The sequence below is a fragment of the Salinisphaera sp. SWV1 genome (assembly GCF_052044155.1).
Taxonomy (GTDB): Bacteria; Pseudomonadota; Gammaproteobacteria; order Nevskiales; family Salinisphaeraceae; genus Salinisphaera.
In genome coordinates this window covers 99,724-117,449 of the sequence record NZ_JBQDYE010000008.1, presented here as the reverse complement: position 1 = coordinate 117,449, position 17,726 = coordinate 99,724, and the positions used below count along the sequence as shown (strand labels likewise).

The window sequence follows — 17,726 nt, the reverse complement described above, 5'->3', positions numbered from 1 at the left end:
CAGTAGGTCGGGTTAGCGCGCAGCGCGTAACCCGACGCTCAGTGCGTGGGCGCCGACGCTGACCTGCGGTCGGTCGGTAGGGCGGCCAGCGCCCGTGCCAGCCGGAGGTCGCGGCCATACAGGTCGCGGCGGAAATTGACCCCGTCGGCATCGACGAAGGCGGTCCAGTACATGAGATAGACCGGCAACGGCCGGGCCAGGTTCACGCGCTGGCGCTGGCCCTGGTGCATGGCCCGGTCGATGCGTTTGGCATTCCAGTCGTCGCGGCCGGCCAGCGCGAACCGGGCCAGCGCCAGCGGTCGGGCCACGCGCACGCAGCCGTGGCTGAGATCGCGCTGGTCGCGGTTGAACAGCTGGCCGGCGGGCGTGCTGTGCAGATACACCGCATAACGATTCGGAAACATGAATTTGACCAGTCCGAGCGCATTGTCGGGGCCGCCGGCCTGGCGCACCTGCAAGCGGCCCGCGACGACCGCCTGCAGGTGTTCGGGCGTGATCGCGAGCGGCGTGGCATTGGGGCCGAAGGCGCGCACGATCTGGAAGCCGTGGCGCGCCATGTACTGCGGATCGCGCTGTGCGTGCGGAATGATTTCATCGACCGCAATATGGTGCGGCACGTTCCAGAACGGCCGGAAGATGAGATAGCGCATGCGATCGGCGAACACTGGCGTGGCGCGATTGTTGTAGGTACCGCCGACGATGACTTTCATTGTCAGCGCGGTGGTGCCGTGGTCAACCGCCTTCAGCGAAAAACCGGGGATATTGACCGCAATGTAGCGAGCGCCGAAGTCGTCCGGCATCCAGCGCCAGCGTTCGAGGTTCAGTTTGAGCGTGTCGATGCGCGCGGCCACCGGCACATCCAGCGCCGTCAGCGTATTCGGACCGACGCGGCCATCGGCGTGCAGGCCGTGTCGGCGCTGGAAATGACGTACCGCATCGGCCAGCCGCGGCGTATAGCGATCCGCGCTGCCGGCCGTGGCCGGGGCATCGCCCAGGTCGCCGCCGATGCGCAGGCGTTGGCGCAGCGCGGCAATACGCGGATCGTGCATGCCGGCGCGCAGGGTCGGCCCGGCGGCGATTCGCGGCCAGCCGCCGCTCGCCTGAATCGCTCGATACTGCGCCAGCACGGCGACCAGCTGCCGATAGCGCGCGTGGGCGGGTTGCAGTGCATCAAGGATTCCGCCCGGGTCGCCATCGTGCACGGCCGAGCTCAGGCGTTGGCGGTAGTCGTCGTTGGCCGCATGGTGACGCCAGTCGCTGCGAATCGACGCGTCGCGGACCCGGCCGCGGTCGATGTCATGGGCCAGCTGCATGAAGGCGCGGCTGAGCACGATGTCCTGATGCGCCAGCGCAGCCGGCGGACGCGCGCCCGGTGTCTGCAGTGCGGCCCAGTCGGTCGATCCGATGTAGTCGCGCCGGGACAGGCCCTGGGTGTCGATGTGCTGGAGATAATCGAGCAAGCGCGACCCGGCCGGGCCCGGTTCGTATGTGTCGGTATCGAACCAGGCCGGGGCGTCGTCGCGCTGCTGGTAGAAGCGCAGCAGGGCGGCCCGGGTGGGGTCAGCGTTCGTCGGCGCGGCCGCGAGCTGTTTACGGATCGCCTGTGCTATCGCGCCCGGGCGCTGGGCTTGTTTGTCGCTGCCGGCCTGGGGGCCACGGGGCGGGGCGCTGGCACAGCCGGCCAGCAGGATTGCCACAAAAATTCCGAGCCACGGGCGCGCCTGACCCCGGCGCAGACCGCGGCCCGTCATCGACGCGACCGCGTGCCGGTGTTTTCGATCTCGATCATCGGCCGGATCCGGCGCAGCCGCTCCTGCGGATCGTCGGTGGTCAGCAGGTCGTGCTTGGTGGCCGCGTCGAAGGGCAGCAGCTCGGTCAGCCGGGCCGACAGCCAGCTGGCCGAATCGTAGTCGACCGAAGCGCTGTCGTAGGTCAGGCCGGCGTCGGCGATCAATGCAGCCACGATCTCCTTGAGCGGCGCGAATTCGATCGGGCAGGGGCCATCGCTGGTTTCGTCCACCGGCGTGACCTCGCCCCACCACAGGCCATTGGCGCTCTGGCGCGTATCTTCGATCGCCACCCGTGTATGGCCGTGCGCGGTAATACCCAGCGCGCCGTCGGACAGGCGGTCGAAATCGACGATCGATACGCGCGTGCCCATGGCGCGCGGTTCGGCGAAATCCCCGTGCCGCGCCGGACGGGCTGTACAGACCACGAAATCGTCCTGGCTGCGCATGCAGTGCGACACCATGTCCAGGTAGCGCGGCTCGAAGATGCGAAGCGGCAGGAGGCCCCCGGGGAAGACGACCGTGGACAGCGGAAACAGGGCATGTTCGGTATACGGCATGGTGATCGGGCCTCGCCTCGGTGGGCCGGCGCGGCCGGCCGCGGGATCTTCGTCCTGCTTGCAGTCTACGTGTAATCGAAGCGACCCGTTGCGTCGGGGTGACAGCGGTCGCTGCCCTCGCTATCTTCCCAGCGATGACTGACAACATCGACAAGACCGACCCGGCGGTACGGCGCGAGATCGCGCGGCGTTTCACCGCGGCCATTCCGTACAACCACGCCATCGGATTGGTGCTGGTCGATGCCGGTCCGCCCGAGGTACATACCCGGCTGGCCTATCGCGAGGTCTTCCTGGGGGACGTGGAAGCCGGGCTGTGGCACACGGGGATCGCGACTACGGCCGCCGATTCCAGCTGTGGCCTGGCGGCGTTTCTGGCCGTACCGGCGCTTGAAGCGGTCGCCACGCTCGATCTGCGCATGGACTATCTGCGGCCGGCGGTGGCCGGGCGCGATCTGGACGTGGTCGCCCGCTGTCATCACGTCACCGGCCATGTCGCCTTCGTCACGGCCGTGCTGCATCAGGGCGCCCCCGACCGGCCGACCGCACGTTGCACGGCCAGTTTCATACGCACCGGCGGCTCGGTGCTTGCATGAGGCGCTCGCACGCGCCTCCCGATCGCAGCCTGTCCGACGCCGCCGCGCGGCGACTGCGCGACGCACGTGTCACCGGCGACTACGAGACGCTGCTCGAGGCCATTCCGTTCGCGCGTTTTCTCGGTCTGCGCGTCGTCGACGACGGCGCGGCCCGTCGTTATGTCATGCCGTACCGCGACGTGCACATCGGCAATGCCGCCAAGCCCGCGCTGCATGGCGGTACGGTCGCCAGCGTCCTGGAACTGGCCATGCAGCTGGAGACGTTGATCAGCCAGACCCAGCCGCGTCTGCCCGATCCGGTGGATTTCACCATCGATTACTGGCGCGCGGCCGGGCCGGCCGACTGCCACGTGGCGGCGCGTGTGATCCGGGCCGGGCGGGCCGTCGCCCAGGTTCAGGCCGAATGCTGGCAGGATGATCGCGAGCGTCCGGTGGCCTTCGCCCGCTGCAATTTCATCATGCGGGCGCCCGCGCCCGATCAGCGCGGGTCGAGTGCTCGTGCGAAATCGCCACAGCCTCTAAACTGACGCGCTCGTTGTACCGGGAGGGTGAATATGGCTGACAAGCCCGAGGCGCTGGTCGCCGATCTACTGGCCCAGCTCGATCTGGAAGTGCTGGAGGATCGGCTGTTTCGCGGCAGTTCGCGTAATCTGGGCGGTCGCAGCGTGTTCGGCGGCCAGGTTGCCGGACAGGCGATGGTGGCGGCAACGCGTACGGTCGACCCGGGCCGGCTCGCCCATTCCATGCACGGTTATTTCCTGCGCCCGGGCGACATGGACAAGGCCATCGTCTACGAAGTGGACAATATCCGCGACGGGCGCAGTTTCGCCGCGCGCCGCGTCCAGGCCATTCAGCACGGCCGGCCGATCTTCTCCATGCTGGCCTCCTTCCATGCCGCGGAGGACGGCTACGTGCACCAGGCCGAGATGCCGGACGTGCCCGGCCCGGAGGGCCTGGCCAGCCACGACGAACTGCGCCACGCATGGGTCGACGCGCTCGATCGCGTGCCCGAGTCGCTGCGCGAGGCGGTCGGCCGGGAAATCGCCATCGACCTGCGGCCGGTGCACCCCTGGAACATGCTGGCGCCGGACCGGCGCGAGCCGAAGCAGTATGTCTGGTTTCGCGCCAAGGCGGCGCTGCCGGCCGATCAGGCGCTGCACCGGGCGGTGCTGACCTACGCCAGCGATTTCAATCTGCTGACCACCGCCCAGCTGCCGCACGGCGTGTCGTTCTTCACGCCCGGCATGCAGATGGCGAGCATTGATCACGCGCTGTGGTTTCACGGTGATCTGGCGGTTGACGATTGGCTGCTCTATGCCATGGACAGCCCCGGCGCCCAGGACGCACGCGGCCTGTCGCGCGGCCTGATCTTCACGCGCGAAGGCCGGCTGGTCGCCTCGGTGGCGCAGGAAGGGCTGATCCGACACCGTCAGTCGTGACGCGGCGGTCGATGCGGGGCGGGCCGCATGGCGTTTCGGGCGGCTGGGGTAATCCGCATCGTCAACCGCCTGTTGTGCGGTCGCGAGCCGGGCGAGCGGCTGGTGTACGTGGTCGCGTCGCATCAAACGATGGGCGGCGGCGTTGCACTACGATACGCTGGCGCTGTCATCCCTGCAGGCCGCGTCATGGCTGTTACCGACAACATCGTCATCGCGCATCGCGGCGCGAGCGGCTACCTGCCCGAACATACGCTGGCCGGCTACGCCATGGCCTATGCGCTGGGCGCGGACTACATAGAGCCCGACCTGGTATCCACGCGTGATGGCGAGCTGATCTGCTGCCACGATATTCATCTGGACCGGACGACCGACGTCGCCATGCGCTATCCTGGTCGCGCCCGCGGCGACGGACGCTGGTATGCCGCCGATTTCACGCTCGCGGAAATCAAGACCCTGCAAGCCCGGGAGCGCGTCGATGAACACGGCGCGCGGGTGTTCCCGGGGCGGTTCGATGCCAATGCCCACGGCTTCGCAGTGCCCGCGTTCACCGAACTGCTGGATCTGATCGCCGCCCTGAATCGCCAGTCGGGACGCCGCGTGGGCGTCTACCCCGAAACCAAGTCGCCGGAATTCCACGGCGCCGAAGGCCTCGCGCTGGAGCCCACGCTACTCGCGACGCTGGCCGAATATGGTTATACCGGGCCGGACGCGCGCGTGTTCGTGCAGAGTTTCTCGCCCACCAACCTGCGGCTGATGCGGCAGGAAATGAGCAGCGAACTGCCGATGATTCAGCTGATCGGCGACACCGCGCTCGAAGCCGAGTGGATCACGCCGGCCGGACTCGACGCGATCGCGACCTATGCCAACGGCATCGGCCCGGACAAGTCATTGATTGTTGCCGGCAACGGCGCCCTGGTTCACAACGCCCACGAACGCGGCCTGCTCGTGCATCCATACACCTTCCGTGCCGACCAGCTCGGCGACGGTTACCCCGATCTCGCAGCCGAACTCGCGGCCTATTATTTCGACTATGGCGTCGACGGCGTATTCACGGATTTCTGTGATGTCGCGGTTCAGCTGCTGCATCCGGCGCCGACCGCCGGCTTCATGTGGCCCGCCAGGGCGAGCTGACCGCCACCGCGCAATGGGCGCCAGGCCGCTCGTCGCGAGGCCTGCTGCATCGGAGTGCGGCGCTGACGTGACCCTGGCGTTGGCGGGCGGTCGTGGCAAACTGCCCGCCGGTGTTCTCTCTCTGCATTGATCATGGCCAACACGAACGCGGGCCGGCTGGGCCTGGCGGGCGGTATCTGTACGCTGCTGGGCGTCGGCCTGGCGCGTTTTGCGTATACGCCGTTGATCCCCGCGTTGGTCGACGCCGGGTGGTTTTCGACCCGTGCCGCCGATTATCTCGGCGCGGTCAATCTGCTCGGCTATCTGGTGGGCGCGGTGCTGGCGCATCGCGTGACCGAGCGCTTCGGTGTACGTGCCGTGCTCGCCGCCAGTCTGGCCGTGACTGTCGCCAGCTTTTATGGTTGTGCACTGGATTGGGGCGCGATCTGGTGCGGGGTCTGGCGTCTGGCCTGCGGGGTGAGTGGGGCGATGCTGGTGGTCGTCGGCGTGCCGGCGGCGTTGTCGCGGGTGCAGCCGGGCGAGCGTGCCGGGACCGGCGCGCGCGTGTTTCTGGGCATCGGGCTCGGGATCGCGGCCAGCGGGACGCTGGTGCCGTGGCTGATCGATGTCGGTATCGCCGCGGCCTGGTTGGCCTTCGCGCTGGCGGGTACGGCTCTGGCCTTATGGAGCTGGTGGGCGGTATGGCGTGACCTGGCGCCGCTGGATCGTCACGCGGCGCATACCGGGCAGGCCGCGCCGGCGCCGGGGCTGACGTTGTCGCTGGTGATCGCCGCGTACGCGCTGGATGCGGCCGGATTCGTGCCGCACACCCTGTTCTGGGTCGATTACATCGCCCATGAACTCGGGCGCGGGATCGCCGTCGGCGGACGCTACTGGATCGTGTTCGGTGCGGGCGCGATCTGCGGGCCGTTCGTGGCCGGCGCGCTGGCGCGCCGGCTCGGATTCCGTACCGCGCTGGCGGCCATACTTGGCGTCAAGACAGCGGCCGTAGCGCTACCGCTGGCCTCCAGCGCGCCGGTGGCGCTTGGCGTGTCGTCGTTCGTGGTCGGCATGCTGGTGCCGGCCAGTGTCACGTTGACCTCCGGTTCGTTGGCCGAGCTCGCGCCGCCGCAGCGCCAGCAGCAGGTCTGGGGCTGGGCGACGCTCGCCTTTGCCGTGCTGCAGGCGGTGGCGGCCTACGGCATGTCCTGGGTGTACGACGATTGGGGCAGCTATCGGCCGTTGTTCGCGCTGGCGGCGGCGGCGCTCGCCGCGGGCACGATATCGGCCGCGCTGGCGGCGGCTCGGCGCGACGGCTGAACGGCCTCAGCGATCTTTTGGCTGCCGGATGGCGGGCCGGAAGCCCGCCGGTTTGTCGGCGATCCAGGCCACGAACTGGGCGATCCCGGGATGGGCCAGCAGATCGGCTCGGGTGTTGTACACCTCGGCGAGTGCCTTTTCGTCCAGCACGGCGTGGATGTGGCTGTGGCAGGGGCGGCAGAGGTGCAGGATGCGGCCGAGACGATCGTCGCGATCGAAGCGTTTGCGGATGCGTTTGAGTCGATGCGTGCGGCGCGGAATCAGATGGTGTCTGGTGGTGCGCACGCCGTGTCGCCCGCACAGCCGGCATGCGCCGGTCATGCCGGCGTCTCGCCCGGGCGCGGGCGGGCGTTCACGAGGTCGCGGGCAGGCCGGCCGTCTGTTCCAGTTCGTCGAGCGCGTCGTCGAGATATTTCAATAGATTCTGGATTGACGGCAGCGCGCGCCGACAGGCCATCAGGCCGAACTCGAGCATGTCGCGATAACTGACGAGGCTGATGTTGAGCGCCTGGCCATCGAGGACGATCGACATGGGATACATGCCGAGCATCTCGGCGTCGCCGAAATACAGCGTGTTCTCCGGCCCCGGCACATTGGAGATGACCACGTTGAACGACTGACGGCTCGGGGCGAGGCCGGATAACAGGTTCAGCCCGGCCGGCGCGGTCATCGCGGCGACCACGGCCATGATCTGCTCGGCCGACATGCGTTTGTAGCGGCGTTTCCAGTAATCCACGCTGCGCTTGATCGCGGCCAGCCGGTCGGCCGGGTCGGCGATGTCGGTCGCCAGGTTGGCATAGATCAGGGCGATCCGGTTGCCGGTGGCGTCCTCGGCGTCATGCAGCGAGATCGGCAGCATGGCGATCAGCGGCGCCCGGGGCAGGGCGTCCTGGTCGATCAGGTAACGCCGTAGTGCGCTCGAGCACAGGGCGAGTACCACATCGTTGACGGTGGCGCCGAAGGCGTCGGCGACGCCGCGGATCCGCGTCATCGAGTACCCCTGCGCCGCGAACCGGCGCGAGCCGCTGACCGGCCGGTTGAGAATGCAGGCCGGGGCCTCGGCCGGTCCGGTGAAGTCCGGGTCGTGGCGTGCGTCGTACCAGGCGTCGTACAGCGCCCGCGCGGCGGCGGGCAGGGCCGCGGCTTGCCGATAGCTGCTCTGTAGCATGGCTACGCCCGCGGACCAGGGGCGCGGGCGTGTTTTCGCCTGTGGCGGGAGCTGCCAGGGCACGCGGAAATGCTCGCGGCCGGAGTCGATCGACAGAAAACGCCGCAGCACGCGCATGGCCGAAATGCCGTCCATCATCGAATGATGAAACTTGGTGTAGATGGCGAAGCGATTGTCGGTCACGCCTTCGATGACATAGACCTCCCACAGCGGGCGTGCCCGATCGAGCAGGGCGCCGTGCAGCATGGAGACCAGTGCCAGCAGGTCGCGGATCGCGCCCGGCTCCGGCAGCGCCAGATGCCGCACGTGATATTCCATGTCGAAATCGTGATCGGCGCGCCAGAAAGGCTGGCCGAGGCGATACTTCAGTCGCTTGTCGAACGGCGGCTGGATCGCGTTCTGCGCGCGGGCGCGGTCGACCAGTTGATGTACGTAGTCGGCGGGCGCGTTGTCGGGAATGGAGAACAGCTGCAGGCCGCCGACGTGCATCGGCTGGTTGCGGCGCTCGAGGCGCAGAAAGATCTGGCTTATCGGATCGACAATCGACATGGATCGCCTGCGAGCAAAAGCGTTGCCGTCAGCCTAGCGTGCATCGAGAGCGTCTGCGAGCAAGACGGGCTACGACAGATCGATGGCATGCGCCTTGAGAGCCGCCAGCGGCACGATCTCGAGTGCCGCTTCATGCGTGGCGGTCAGCGCCACGCGCGGCGGCACACCGGCCGCGAAGGCCTCGGCCCAGCGCGCGGCGCACAGGCACCAGCGATCACCCGCACCCAGCCCCGGGAAATCGAATGCGGGCCGTGGCGAGGCCAGATCGTTGCCACGTGTCGCCGAGAAGGCCAGAAAATCGTCGGTCATCACGGCACAGACCACGTGGCGGCCGGCGTCCTCCGGTCCGGTATGACAGAAGCCGTCGCGGTAGAAGCCGGTGACCGGCGCATCGCAGCACCCGCTCAACGGCTCGCCGAGTACATTACGGGCGGTGGAGACGGGGGCACGCGTGCTCATTGCTGTTGCTGCATTTTCTGCTGCTGCATCGGCAGCTGATCGAGGGCATCGAGCAGGCCCTGGCTATTGAGTCGGCCCGGCTGGCTGGCTGGGAGCGTGCCGTCCCTGCCGATCCGCACGTCCCGGAAGCCGTCCACGGTATGCCGTTTCTGCAGCCTGGACCGATCGGGCAGGTTGTCGATGTGCGAGAGATTACGCATGCGATGCCTCTCGGACCTGGATGGCCGGCCGGCGCGCCGAGCGGGTGCCTGCCACCGGCGCGTTGTCGCGGCCGAAATAACTGGTGACCACGGCGATCTTGCGTTCCGGGCCGGCATTGGCGCCCGCGGCATGGAACAACCCGGCATGAAAGAACAGGACATCGCCCGGCGCCAGCTCGGCGTATTCGGCGGTGGCGATCAGCTCGGCATTGGCCGGCAGATCCTCGCGCAGGAATTGGGCGTCGTCGAGCCGGTCCGCACCGATTTCCATGCGGTGCGAGCCGGGCAGTAGACGCATGCAGCCGTTTTCCGGCGTTTCGTCGCCCAGCGCCAGCCAGGCATTGACCAGATGGGGTCGTGCGAACGACCAGTAGCGCAGATCGCGATGCCATGCCGTCGCCGAGGAATAGGCCGGGGCCTTGGTCATCACGCAATTGTGGTGGTTGGGCGTCAACCAGACCGTGGTGGAGTCCAGCAACTGGGCGACGATGGCCGTCAGCCGGTCGTCGGCCGCCCAATCGGCGAACCAGTGATCGCGATCAAAGGCGTCGAGCAACCGGCGAACGGTGTCGCCGCCCTCGGCCAGCCGCGAAGCCGGCGCGCCGGGATAGGCCACATCGGCCTCGTATTCAAGCGGTTCGACCGCGCGTTCCAGGTGATCCAGCGCAATGCTGCGCATCGCGGCAATGCGCTCGGCATTGGCCAGCTGCCGCATGACGAGGAAGCCGTCGCGCGCGAACACTTCATTCTGCGCCGGCGTCAGACGCGGTTGCAGGGCGGTTTCGCTGGGCGTGGTCATGCACTGATTCTAGGGCCTGTTGCCGTTTCGTGCGAGTCCGCGCCAAGCGCTGTGTTGCGGCAAGACGAGGCGTAGTGCGCGCCGTGCAGTCACTCTGCACAAGCGTGCTACAACACTGGATTGCCGCAACACAGCGCTTGTCCCGAAGGGTTGGGCCGCCCATAAAAAATTTACTAGGGGCGCCCGGCGGCGTTGCAAGTCTTGATCGTGGCACGCCACGACCGGCGACTCGCGCCTTGCCGGACACGATTTGTGGTCTCCAACGCGGCGCTCGCACGAAACGGCAACAGGCCCTAAAGTCGAAACCTGTGCTTGCCTACGTCCGCAAGCCGATTGTGGTTGCGGCATACGCCCCGGGGCGGCGAATCGCCGGGCTCCGGGGCGCGGCCGCGGTGTCGCGATCAGCTTCCCGATTGCGGCGCGGCGCCGACCGGGTGATGCAACAGATTCTGGTGCACATGCTCGGCCCTGGGGTCGATACGGTGCCAGGTCTGGGTCTTGCCGAACAGACTGACGCCGATGTAACCGCGTGCGTCGAGCGTGTCCGGTCCCTTGAGCGTGGCCTTCGCCTTATAGGTCTTGCCGCTGTTCGGATCGTAGATGTGGCCGCCGTCGTATTCCCCGTGGCCCTGGTATTTCAGTCCGTGCAGGATCACGATGCCGAGCAGGCGGCGCCCGCGCTTGTCGGGATCGGGGTTTTTTGTGTCATAGCGGGGTTTGCCGCTGGCTGACCCGACGATCCGGCCCGCATAACGGCCGCCGTTGTTGTAGACCTGTACGTAGCCTCCGGTCTTGGTCTGCCAGACGCCGGTGATGTCGTCGGACTTGTCATTGGCCGCCGCGGCGGGCAGGGCGGCCATGAGCAGGCATAGAACGGCACTCAGAATGGTTAGGCGCATGGGGTTCTCCTCCCGTTGATTGTTTGTAGTGAAGGTGGCGCCGTGTGTCCGTACGGAAAATGAACGGCATCTTTTCAGATGCTATCCCGAGTGCACCGGCGTCGGCCACAGTTCGTTGCCAGGCTGTTGCGTGCTCCGGCGTATGGTGCGGTGGGTGCGAACGGGCATAAAAAAACCGGCGCCGCGAACGACGCCGGTTTCGATGACGGGCCAAAGGCCGTCTTACTTGCTGTTGTTCGACATGCTGTTGTTCGACATGTCGTTGTTGCTCATCGAATTGCCGGACATGGTATTGCCGGACATGGTGTTACCAGCCGTCGATCCTCCCGACATGCTGTTCGAACTCATGCTGTTACTCGACATCGAGTTCGACGACATGCCGTTGTCGGAGGCGGTATTGCCGCTGTTGTTGTTACCGCAGGCCGCCAGGCCGGTCGACAGCAGAGCGGCAGCGGTAACCAGAATAACTTTCTTCATTTTCGATGCCTTCCTGAGGGGATTTGAGTTGAATGTCCGCGCTATCCAGCTTGCGCGTCAATTCTGGATACGATTGTAGAAGCCGAGACCGACCGATCGCTGAACAGTGCGTGATAATGCGCTTGCATCCAGCGTGCCAACGCGCGATTGTCAGGCTTGCGCAAAAGAACAGCCAGCGCATCGATATCCTCGCCGCCACCGGCAGCGGCCTGGCGTGCCAGTTGCCGGCGCTGCGATCGCACGAACGCGTCGGCATCGGCGTAGCGGGGCACATCCGGCCGGGTCACGGAGGCATGGCTGGTGGCCCGGCTTACATGCGCCATGCCCTTGAGCGTGGTCACGGAAGCCTGGCCGGCCCGCCGCGTCGTGCTTGAAAGCGCGGTGCAGCCGGCCAGCAGCAACAACGCGCCCATCAGGCCGATGACAACGACCGGCCGCCGAAGCCGGGATTGGATCATTAAATGGAGCATAAACCCGACGCCAGCGCCTGTTGTGTGTGAGTTCGCGTCATCAATTTCGCCTGTATTTCCATGCTTGGCAATGAGGCGGAAAAGTGCCGAAACCGCACGCTCGATTCGCGGCAACAGACCCTAGCGTGTTGTCTTGATACGCTCAAGCGCGGATCGGGACCGCCGACCGCTGCCGGAGGCAGGTTTTGCGCATGAGACCGAATCGATCGTCGAGCGATTCAGCGACGTGTCTGCGCACGCCCGCCGACCGCTTCGAAGCCCTGCCGGATTTCGACTATCCGGCCGCTTGTACGGATGTCGGCGGCGGCGTGCAGATGGCGCACGTCGAGGTCGGCCCGCGCCGTCGCCGGCCGATCGTCCTGATGCACGGCGAGCCGACATGGGGCTTTGTTTATCGGTCCATGATCCGGCCGCTCGCCGCCGCGGGGTATCGGGTGTTGGTGCCGGACCTGATCGGTTTCGGCCGCTCGGACAAGCCGGTGGCGATCGTCGCGCACAGTTATCGCTCCCATGTGGGCTGGGTACGCGCCTGGTTGGATGCGCTGGGTCTGTCCGACATCACACTCTTTGCCCAGGATTGGGGCGCTCTGATCGGTTTGCGTCTGGTGGCTGAACGGCCCGCGCGTTTTGCCCGGGTTTTCGTGGGCAACGGCTTTCTGCTGACCGGCGATGAGCCCCGTCGGCCACTGATGTCCGCCTGGCGGGCTTTCGCCCGATATTCCCCGGTTTTCCCGGTCGGCGCGATGTTGCAGGCCGGGACCCGGCGCTGGTTGTCACGTGCGGAAAGGGCTGCCTATGCCGCGCCGTTTCCCGACGCCCGCTACATGGCCGGGCCGCGGGCACTGCCGCGCCTGCTGCCCCTGTCGCCGCACGATCCCGAGCAGGCCGCCAACCGCGCGGCGTGGGCATCGCTCGAACGCTTCGCGCGTCCCTTTCATACCTGTTTTTCCGATGGCGACCCGGTCACGCGCGGTGGCGATCGTGTCTTTCGCGAACGCGTTGCCGGCGCGGGCGCGGCGCGCCACTGCACCGTCTCCCGGGCCGGTCATTTCCTGCAGGAGGACGCCGGCGACACGATCGCGCGATTCATGCTCGCGCAGCTGCGTCGGCCGGATGATCGCTAGCCTTGCCGCGTACGCCGCCTGCCCGCAAGCGGCTCGAATACCACCGGTTCGACACGCCACGCGCCTGCTTCGGCGATGAGCTCGATATAGCCCGGCCCGCCGTAGGCCCGGCTCTTGCCGGCCGCGCCGGGGTTGAGTAGCCAGGGGGTGTCCCCGGTTTCCAGCATGCGACGATGACTGTGGCCGCAGACCACCGCGCGCGCTTCGGGAAATTCGGCACGCAGCCGGCGATGGCGTGTCCGCGCCGGCCATTGGTGGCCGTGCATCATCGCCAATCGTCCACCCGGCAGCTCGCGGCTCACCGCCTCGGGCCAGGGGGCGTCCGCCGGGTCGTTGTTGCCGGAGACGATGATCGTCTCGTCGGCGAGCGCCGCAAGTGCGGCGGCGATGCCGTCGCCGACGTCGCCAGCGTGCCAGATCAGCGCCGCGCCCGCCGCGCACTCGGCGATACGCGGGTCGAGAAAGCCGTGGGTATCGGCCAGGATGACGATTCGCATCGGGGCAATATAGCAAGGGCTGGCTCGCTGCCACGCATGCACGCGCGATGCGTTTGTCGTAACCTTGGGCGCATGAAAACCTGGGCGCTGTACAGTCTGAAAGGTGGTGTCGGCAAGACGGCCGCCGCGGTCAACCTCGCCTACGAGGCGGCTGCGGCCGGCCGCCATGTGCTGCTCTGGGATCTCGACCCGCAGGGCGCGGCGAGCTGGTATTTCGGCATCGACGAACCGGCCGGCATCTCGGCCAAGAAGATCGTGGCCGGCAGTGTGCCGCTGGGCCGCTACGTAAAGCCCACGGCCTACGAGCGGCTGTCGGTATTGCCGGGCGATCGGGGTTATCGCCAATGGGACGCCGAGATCCATGCGGCCAAGAGCCCGCGCAAGGTGCTGGAGCGGCTGATTGAACCGTTTTCGGAGACCTACTCCCTGCTGATTCTCGACTGCCCGCCGGGCATCGGCGCGCTGGCGACGGCGATCCTGCGGGCCGCGGATCGTGTGCTCGTGCCGGTCGTCCCCACGCCGCTGTCGCTGCGGGCGCTGGACGAGGTGCTGGAGCACATCGCGGAAAAAAAAGTCGGCAAGACCGGAGTGCGGCCGTTCTTTGCCATGGCGGATCGCCGCCGCCGCCTGCACCGACAGCTGATCGAACAGCCGCCGGAGAGCATGGCCCAGGCGCCCGAGGTATTCATCGACTACAGCAGCCATGTCGAACAGATGGGCACCCATCGCGCGCCCGTGCGCGCATTCGCGCCCCGCAGCCGCGCCGCCGCCCAGTTCACCGCGCTGTACCGCGCGCTGGACTAGCGTCCCGTAGCGTCAATTCACTGCCCTGTTTCGGCGCTTTTTCGCGCCGCAAGCGTTATTAACCCGGCACGAAAATAGATGATTTTTCGGGTTAATAGCGCGAGTATGCGACCGCATGCTCGCCGCGGCCATTGGCCGCGAAGCCTTTGAAAATAAAAGACGGACAAGCGCCGGCTTTTATTTTTGAAGGCGTTGAAAACAGCTGATGAAGTCAGCTGTTTTGTTGCCGGATTAATCACAGGCCCGCCGGCGCGGTGCCGTGTGAAACGGCAATAACCCTTAGAAATCCCGCCACTGGCCGGGCCTGAGGTCGCCGAGGCGCCAGCCGCCGATGGCGATGCGTACCAGGCGCAGCGTGGGCAGGTCGACCGCCGCGGTCATGCGTCGGACCTGGCGGTTGCGGCCCTCGGTGATGGTGATCGCCAGCCATTGCGTCGGCACGGTCTTGCGATAGCGCACCGGTGGCTGGCGGGGCCAGAGCGTGGGCTCGTCGATGCAGACGACATCGGCCGGCGCGGTCGGGCCGTCCTTGATCGTCGGACCGGCGCGCAGGGCGGCGAGCTGGTGCGCGTCCGGCGTGCCTTCCACCTGCGCCCAATAGGTCTTGGGCATCCCGCGTTGCGGCTGGGTGATCTTGGCGTTGAGCTTGCCGTTATTGGTCAGCAGCAACAGCCCCTCGCTGTCGCGATCCAGCCGGCCGGCCGGGTAGACGCCCGGCACATCGACATAATCTGCCAGCGTCGCGCGGCCGGCGTCGTCGGTGAACTGCGATAGCACGTCGAACGGCTTGTTGAGCCCGATCAGGCGCGTGGGCGCCGACGGGCGCGGGCGTTTTCGCCGCGGGGCGGTTGCGGACCGGGCCGGCATGAGCCGCTCAGTGCCCGATGATATGGCGGTAGCCGCCGGCCACCAGGGCGGCGAGATCGAGCTGTAGCGCGGACAGGCCGGCCTCCGGCGGGTAAGCCAGATACATCGATTGCCAGACCGGGTGCCATTTTTCCTTGAATGCGCGCAGCCCCTTGTAGTTGTAGAAGCGGTTGCCGTGCTCGAAGGCAAGGCGGGCGAGTTGTTCGGCGGTGCTGGCCCACGGCGTGTCACCCACGCCCGCCAGCGGTGCCATGCCGAGATTGAACCAGTGGTAGCCCATGGCCTGTGCCTCCTGCATCAGGCGCACGAACAGGAAATCCATGGTGCCGCCGGGCGCGCGCTCGAGATGACGCATCAGGTCGATCGAGAATTCCTCGCGATGCCCGTAGCTTGGCAGAATGCTGGCGAAGGCGAGCAACGTACCCTCGCCGTCGCGGACCAGGGCCACAGGGGCGCGCTGGATATAGTTGGCGTCGAAGCGCCCGAGCGAGAATGACTTCTCGGTCGGTTTCTCGCCGAGCCAGTCGTCGGAGACCACCCGCAGTTCGCCCATGAGTGTGGTGTCGAAGGGCGGCTCGCGCCGTTCGAAGGTCAGCCCCAGGCGGTTGCCGCGATTGATCGCGCCGCGTTTGTCTTCGTTGCGTCGGCCCGTCATCGTGAAATCGCTCAGGTCGACACGCCCGATTTCGCCCAGCTTGAACAGGGCGAAGCCGTGGTCGAGATAGTCCGAAAGATAATCGGGCCCGACCTGGTAGAACACCGGTGTGCAATGCGCGGCTTCGGCGAAACGCCGGAAATCGGCGATCGCCGCGCGGCGCGCCTCGCTGTCGCCGACGGGATCGCCGAGGGCGACCAGGCGGTTGCGAATGGCGGCAAAGCCGATCATCGCCCGGTCGTCGGCGCTGTAGCGCAGCGTCTTGTCGCCCAGCAGCATGAGGTGGGAATAGCCGTTGGAGCCATGTCTGCCGAGCCACTCGACCAGCCCATCCAGGTCGCTCGCCGTCGGCGGTGCCAGCTCGGGACGCGGCCAGCGGGGCCAGCTCCAGGCCATGAGCACGATCACGCTGATCAGCGCGATCATCAGTCCGCGCAGGAAACGCGGTCCGTGCGCGCCGAAATTGAAGTGAAAGACGCTGGCGCCGTGCGCCGGGTAAAACGCCTCGCCGATGATGAAATAGACGGCGAGCGCAGCCGCGAGCGTGGCGAGCCACTGCCATTCGCCGAGTTGGCGGGCCAGGCTGCCGCGGCGGTCGAACGAGGCGCGATTGAGCCAGAGTACGCCGGCCACCGCCACCAGCATCAGGCTCGTACCCCAGTCCAGGCCGCGCATCAGGCCGAAGGCCGCACCCGCGACGAGCAGGCCGAGCGCCAGCCAGAGCGCGCGCGTCAACCGCAGCGACAGGCCGCGGGCCGCAAACACCAGTGTCAGGCCCACCGCCACGCTCGCCATGTGGCTGGCCTCGACCGCGCCCAGCGGCAGCCAGGCGTGCAGCAGGCGCGTGTGAGCGATCAGGTTGGGAAAAGCCGCGCCGGCCAGCAGCACCACGCCGCAGGCGGCGGTCAGCCAGGCCAGCACGCGAATCCCCAGATCGACCACACGCCCGACCGGCCAGGCCATGAGCTGGATCGCCGGATGCGTGCGTACGGTTTCGGCCAGCCGGGTCGCGCGCAGCTCGTTGGCCCCCAGTGCCAGCGCCAAGATGAGCGGTACCAGATAATAAGCCACACGGTAGAGCACGAGCGCGGCCACCGCGGTGGCCGCATTGACGTCGTGCGCGGCCAGAAGCGCCACCAGCGTGACGTCGAACACGCCGAGCCCGCCGGGCAGGAAACTGAGCATGCCGAGCGTGGCCGCCAGCGCGAAGGCGGCAATCACCGCGGCCGGCGACACGTCGGCGCCGAGTACCGCCAGACAGCCCCACAGCAACGCGCCGGCGATCGCCCAGTCGATCACCGAGGCCGCCATGAAAACGGCGGCCTGCCAGGGGCGGATGCGTTCGATGGCCTGCAGCGGGCCGATGTGCAGCAGCGATGTCGTAGCGAGCACGAAATACGCCGGCAGGTAGAGTGCGATGACGCCGAGCGCGATCAGGACCAGCAGCTCCGGGACCGGTGTGGCCGCCAGAATCGCCGGACGCATGATCAGAGTCACCCAGGCCAGCGCCGACAATCCCAACGGCGAAGCGCTGGCCACCAGCGTCGCGTAGCGCACGGCGGCCGCGGTGGCCGCGCCGTCACGCGTGAGCAGCAACACCCGCAGCCCGGAACCGGTGATGCCCGACAGGCTCGCGATGTTGTTGATGCCGTTGGCCAGCATGCCCAGGCGCAGACTGGTGGCCGCGCGTCGGTCGAGGCCGATGAAGCGGGCCGCCAGCACGTCATAGCTCGACATGACCGCAATCGCGAGCAGCCCGCCGAGGCCCAGCACCCCGAGCAGGATCGTTGGCACGCTGGCCAGCGCATGCTGGATCGCGGCCAGGTTCACATGTCTCGATTCGACCAGCAGCAGCGCGGCAACGACCGCGATCAGCAGCAGTGGTGCGAACCGGCGCAGGCGTGCCGTGGTGGCACGGTGGTCGACTGAGGTATCGGACATGACGTCTT

The 17,726-nt window shown here is 67.3% G+C and carries 20 protein-coding genes; 7 read left to right on the top strand and 13 right to left on the bottom strand.

Annotated elements, in window-relative coordinates; all coding sequences use genetic code 11:
- Nucleotides 1-38 precede the first annotated feature (38 nt).
- Both ACS8YF_RS05965 and ACS8YF_RS05960 read right to left on the bottom strand, forming a co-directional pair.
- Nucleotides 39-1,697, bottom strand: a complete 1,659-nt coding sequence (locus ACS8YF_RS05965; RefSeq protein WP_440849305.1) for a L,D-transpeptidase family protein — start codon at nt 1,695-1,697, stop codon at nt 39-41.
- 50 nt (nt 1,698-1,747) lie between these two features.
- On the bottom strand, nt 1,748-2,347 hold the full coding sequence (locus ACS8YF_RS05960; protein ID WP_440849304.1) for an LON peptidase substrate-binding domain-containing protein: 600 nt from the start codon (nt 2,345-2,347) through the stop codon (nt 1,748-1,750).
- Between the two features lie 134 nt (nt 2,348-2,481).
- On the opposite strand from ACS8YF_RS05960, the gene ACS8YF_RS05955 reads away from it, so the two are divergent.
- The 5 genes from ACS8YF_RS05955 to ACS8YF_RS05935 all read left to right on the top strand — a co-directional run bounded on the left by ACS8YF_RS05955 (nt 2,482) and on the right by ACS8YF_RS05935 (nt 6,809).
- Nucleotides 2,482-2,940, top strand: a complete 459-nt coding sequence (locus ACS8YF_RS05955; protein ID WP_440849303.1) for a PaaI family thioesterase — start codon at nt 2,482-2,484, stop codon at nt 2,938-2,940.
- Entirely contained in the window at nt 2,937-3,467 is a 531-nt protein-coding gene (locus ACS8YF_RS05950; protein WP_440849302.1) for a PaaI family thioesterase, read from the top strand. Before ACS8YF_RS05955 ends, ACS8YF_RS05950 begins: the two co-directional genes overlap by 4 nt.
- Nucleotides 3,468-3,494: 27 nt before the next feature.
- The gene (gene tesB / locus ACS8YF_RS05945; RefSeq protein WP_440849301.1) at nt 3,495-4,379 is read left to right on the top strand and encodes an acyl-CoA thioesterase II; all 885 of its coding nucleotides are present in this window, start codon (nt 3,495-3,497) and stop codon (nt 4,377-4,379) included.
- 186 nt (nt 4,380-4,565) lie between these two features.
- A complete protein-coding gene (gene glpQ, locus ACS8YF_RS05940; protein ID WP_440849300.1) occupies nt 4,566-5,510 on the top strand; it encodes a glycerophosphodiester phosphodiesterase in 945 nt (314 codons plus the stop codon).
- A gap of 132 nt (nt 5,511-5,642) precedes the next feature.
- Nucleotides 5,643-6,809, top strand: coding sequence for a YbfB/YjiJ family MFS transporter (locus tag ACS8YF_RS05935; RefSeq protein ID WP_440849299.1), 1,167 nt, complete (start codon nt 5,643-5,645; stop codon nt 6,807-6,809).
- Nucleotides 6,810-6,815: 6 nt separating this feature from the next.
- On the opposite strand, the gene ACS8YF_RS05930 is transcribed toward ACS8YF_RS05935, so the two are convergent.
- The 8 genes from ACS8YF_RS05930 to ACS8YF_RS05895 all read right to left on the bottom strand — a co-directional run bounded on the left by ACS8YF_RS05930 (nt 6,816) and on the right by ACS8YF_RS05895 (nt 11,944).
- A complete protein-coding gene (locus ACS8YF_RS05930; protein ID WP_440849298.1) occupies nt 6,816-7,130 on the bottom strand; it encodes a hypothetical protein in 315 nt (104 codons plus the stop codon).
- 31 nt (nt 7,131-7,161) lie between these two features.
- Nucleotides 7,162-8,526, bottom strand: a complete 1,365-nt coding sequence (locus ACS8YF_RS05925) for a WS/DGAT/MGAT family O-acyltransferase (protein ID WP_440849297.1) — start codon at nt 8,524-8,526, stop codon at nt 7,162-7,164.
- Between the two features lie 69 nt (nt 8,527-8,595).
- Nucleotides 8,596-8,985 (bottom strand): DUF2237 family protein, encoded by a 390-nt coding sequence (locus ACS8YF_RS05920; RefSeq protein WP_440849296.1) that lies wholly within the window; start codon nt 8,983-8,985, stop codon nt 8,596-8,598.
- Nucleotides 8,982-9,185 (bottom strand): hypothetical protein, encoded by a 204-nt coding sequence (locus tag ACS8YF_RS05915; RefSeq protein WP_440849295.1) that lies wholly within the window; start codon nt 9,183-9,185, stop codon nt 8,982-8,984. The genes ACS8YF_RS05920 and ACS8YF_RS05915 overlap by 4 nt, the downstream gene beginning before the upstream one ends.
- Nucleotides 9,178-9,984, bottom strand: a complete 807-nt coding sequence (locus ACS8YF_RS05910) for a phytanoyl-CoA dioxygenase family protein (RefSeq protein WP_440849294.1) — start codon at nt 9,982-9,984, stop codon at nt 9,178-9,180. The genes ACS8YF_RS05915 and ACS8YF_RS05910 overlap by 8 nt, the downstream gene beginning before the upstream one ends.
- Before the next feature lie 401 nt (nt 9,985-10,385).
- Nucleotides 10,386-10,883 carry a DUF2147 domain-containing protein gene (locus tag ACS8YF_RS05905; RefSeq protein ID WP_440849293.1) on the bottom strand — a complete coding sequence of 166 codons (498 nt, stop codon included), beginning with the start codon at nt 10,881-10,883 and terminating at the stop codon, nt 10,386-10,388.
- A gap of 222 nt (nt 10,884-11,105) precedes the next feature.
- On the bottom strand, nt 11,106-11,360 hold the full coding sequence (locus tag ACS8YF_RS05900; RefSeq protein ID WP_440849292.1) for a hypothetical protein: 255 nt from the start codon (nt 11,358-11,360) through the stop codon (nt 11,106-11,108).
- Nucleotides 11,361-11,401: 41 nt separating this feature from the next.
- Nucleotides 11,402-11,944 (bottom strand): DUF3015 family protein, encoded by a 543-nt coding sequence (locus ACS8YF_RS05895; RefSeq protein WP_440849291.1) that lies wholly within the window; start codon nt 11,942-11,944, stop codon nt 11,402-11,404.
- A 77-nt stretch (nt 11,945-12,021) separates the two neighbouring features.
- Between ACS8YF_RS05895 and ACS8YF_RS05890 the strand changes: the two genes are divergently transcribed.
- Complete coding sequence (locus tag ACS8YF_RS05890) at nt 12,022-12,954, top strand: haloalkane dehalogenase (RefSeq protein ID WP_440849290.1); 933 nt, start codon at nt 12,022-12,024, stop codon at nt 12,952-12,954.
- Here ACS8YF_RS05890 and ACS8YF_RS05885 read toward each other — a convergent pair.
- Nucleotides 12,951-13,451, bottom strand: coding sequence for a metallophosphoesterase family protein (locus ACS8YF_RS05885; RefSeq protein WP_440849289.1), 501 nt, complete (start codon nt 13,449-13,451; stop codon nt 12,951-12,953). The two genes, ACS8YF_RS05890 and ACS8YF_RS05885, sit on opposite strands and share 4 nt — an antisense overlap.
- Before the next feature lie 72 nt (nt 13,452-13,523).
- Here ACS8YF_RS05885 and ACS8YF_RS05880 point away from each other — a divergent pair, with 72 nt between their 5' ends.
- Complete coding sequence (locus ACS8YF_RS05880; protein WP_440849288.1) at nt 13,524-14,255, top strand: ParA family protein; 732 nt, start codon at nt 13,524-13,526, stop codon at nt 14,253-14,255.
- A 279-nt stretch (nt 14,256-14,534) separates the two neighbouring features.
- Here the strand turns inward: ACS8YF_RS05880 and ACS8YF_RS05875 are convergent, their stop codons facing one another.
- Both ACS8YF_RS05875 and mprF read right to left on the bottom strand, forming a co-directional pair.
- Nucleotides 14,535-15,122, bottom strand: coding sequence for a pseudouridine synthase (locus ACS8YF_RS05875; protein ID WP_440849287.1), 588 nt, complete (start codon nt 15,120-15,122; stop codon nt 14,535-14,537).
- 7 nt (nt 15,123-15,129) lie between these two features.
- On the bottom strand, nt 15,130-17,718 hold the full coding sequence (gene mprF, locus ACS8YF_RS05870; RefSeq protein ID WP_440849286.1) for a bifunctional lysylphosphatidylglycerol flippase/synthetase MprF: 2,589 nt from the start codon (nt 17,716-17,718) through the stop codon (nt 15,130-15,132).
- Between the last annotated feature and the right edge of the window lie 8 nt (nt 17,719-17,726).

What these genes read in the sequence shown, in the direction of transcription:
- ACS8YF_RS05960 (WP_440849304.1), bottom strand. Translation starts at nt 2,347, where the DNA reads ATGCCGTATACCGAACATGCCCTGTTTCCGCTGTCCACGGTCGTCTTC.
- ACS8YF_RS05955 (WP_440849303.1), top strand. Translation starts at nt 2,482, where the DNA reads ATGACTGACAACATCGACAAGACCGACCCGGCGGTACGGCGCGAGATC.
- ACS8YF_RS05950 (WP_440849302.1), top strand. Translation starts at nt 2,937, where the DNA reads ATGAGGCGCTCGCACGCGCCTCCCGATCGCAGCCTGTCCGACGCCGCC.
- tesB (WP_440849301.1), top strand. Translation starts at nt 3,495, where the DNA reads ATGGCTGACAAGCCCGAGGCGCTGGTCGCCGATCTACTGGCCCAGCTC.
- glpQ (WP_440849300.1), top strand. Translation starts at nt 4,566, where the DNA reads ATGGCTGTTACCGACAACATCGTCATCGCGCATCGCGGCGCGAGCGGC.
- ACS8YF_RS05935 (WP_440849299.1), top strand. Translation starts at nt 5,643, where the DNA reads ATGGCCAACACGAACGCGGGCCGGCTGGGCCTGGCGGGCGGTATCTGT.
- ACS8YF_RS05930 (WP_440849298.1), bottom strand. Translation starts at nt 7,130, where the DNA reads ATGACCGGCGCATGCCGGCTGTGCGGGCGACACGGCGTGCGCACCACC.
- ACS8YF_RS05925 (WP_440849297.1), bottom strand. Translation starts at nt 8,526, where the DNA reads ATGTCGATTGTCGATCCGATAAGCCAGATCTTTCTGCGCCTCGAGCGC.
- ACS8YF_RS05920 (WP_440849296.1), bottom strand. Translation starts at nt 8,985, where the DNA reads ATGAGCACGCGTGCCCCCGTCTCCACCGCCCGTAATGTACTCGGCGAG.
- ACS8YF_RS05915 (WP_440849295.1), bottom strand. Translation starts at nt 9,185, where the DNA reads ATGCGTAATCTCTCGCACATCGACAACCTGCCCGATCGGTCCAGGCTG.
- ACS8YF_RS05910 (WP_440849294.1), bottom strand. Translation starts at nt 9,984, where the DNA reads ATGACCACGCCCAGCGAAACCGCCCTGCAACCGCGTCTGACGCCGGCG.
- ACS8YF_RS05905 (WP_440849293.1), bottom strand. Translation starts at nt 10,883, where the DNA reads ATGCGCCTAACCATTCTGAGTGCCGTTCTATGCCTGCTCATGGCCGCC.
- ACS8YF_RS05900 (WP_440849292.1), bottom strand. Translation starts at nt 11,360, where the DNA reads ATGAAGAAAGTTATTCTGGTTACCGCTGCCGCTCTGCTGTCGACCGGC.
- ACS8YF_RS05890 (WP_440849290.1), top strand. Translation starts at nt 12,022, where the DNA reads ATGAGACCGAATCGATCGTCGAGCGATTCAGCGACGTGTCTGCGCACG.
- ACS8YF_RS05885 (WP_440849289.1), bottom strand. Translation starts at nt 13,451, where the DNA reads ATGCGAATCGTCATCCTGGCCGATACCCACGGCTTTCTCGACCCGCGT.
- ACS8YF_RS05880 (WP_440849288.1), top strand. Translation starts at nt 13,524, where the DNA reads ATGAAAACCTGGGCGCTGTACAGTCTGAAAGGTGGTGTCGGCAAGACG.
- ACS8YF_RS05875 (WP_440849287.1), bottom strand. Translation starts at nt 15,122, where the DNA reads ATGCCGGCCCGGTCCGCAACCGCCCCGCGGCGAAAACGCCCGCGCCCG.
- mprF (WP_440849286.1), bottom strand. Translation starts at nt 17,718, where the DNA reads ATGTCCGATACCTCAGTCGACCACCGTGCCACCACGGCACGCCTGCGC.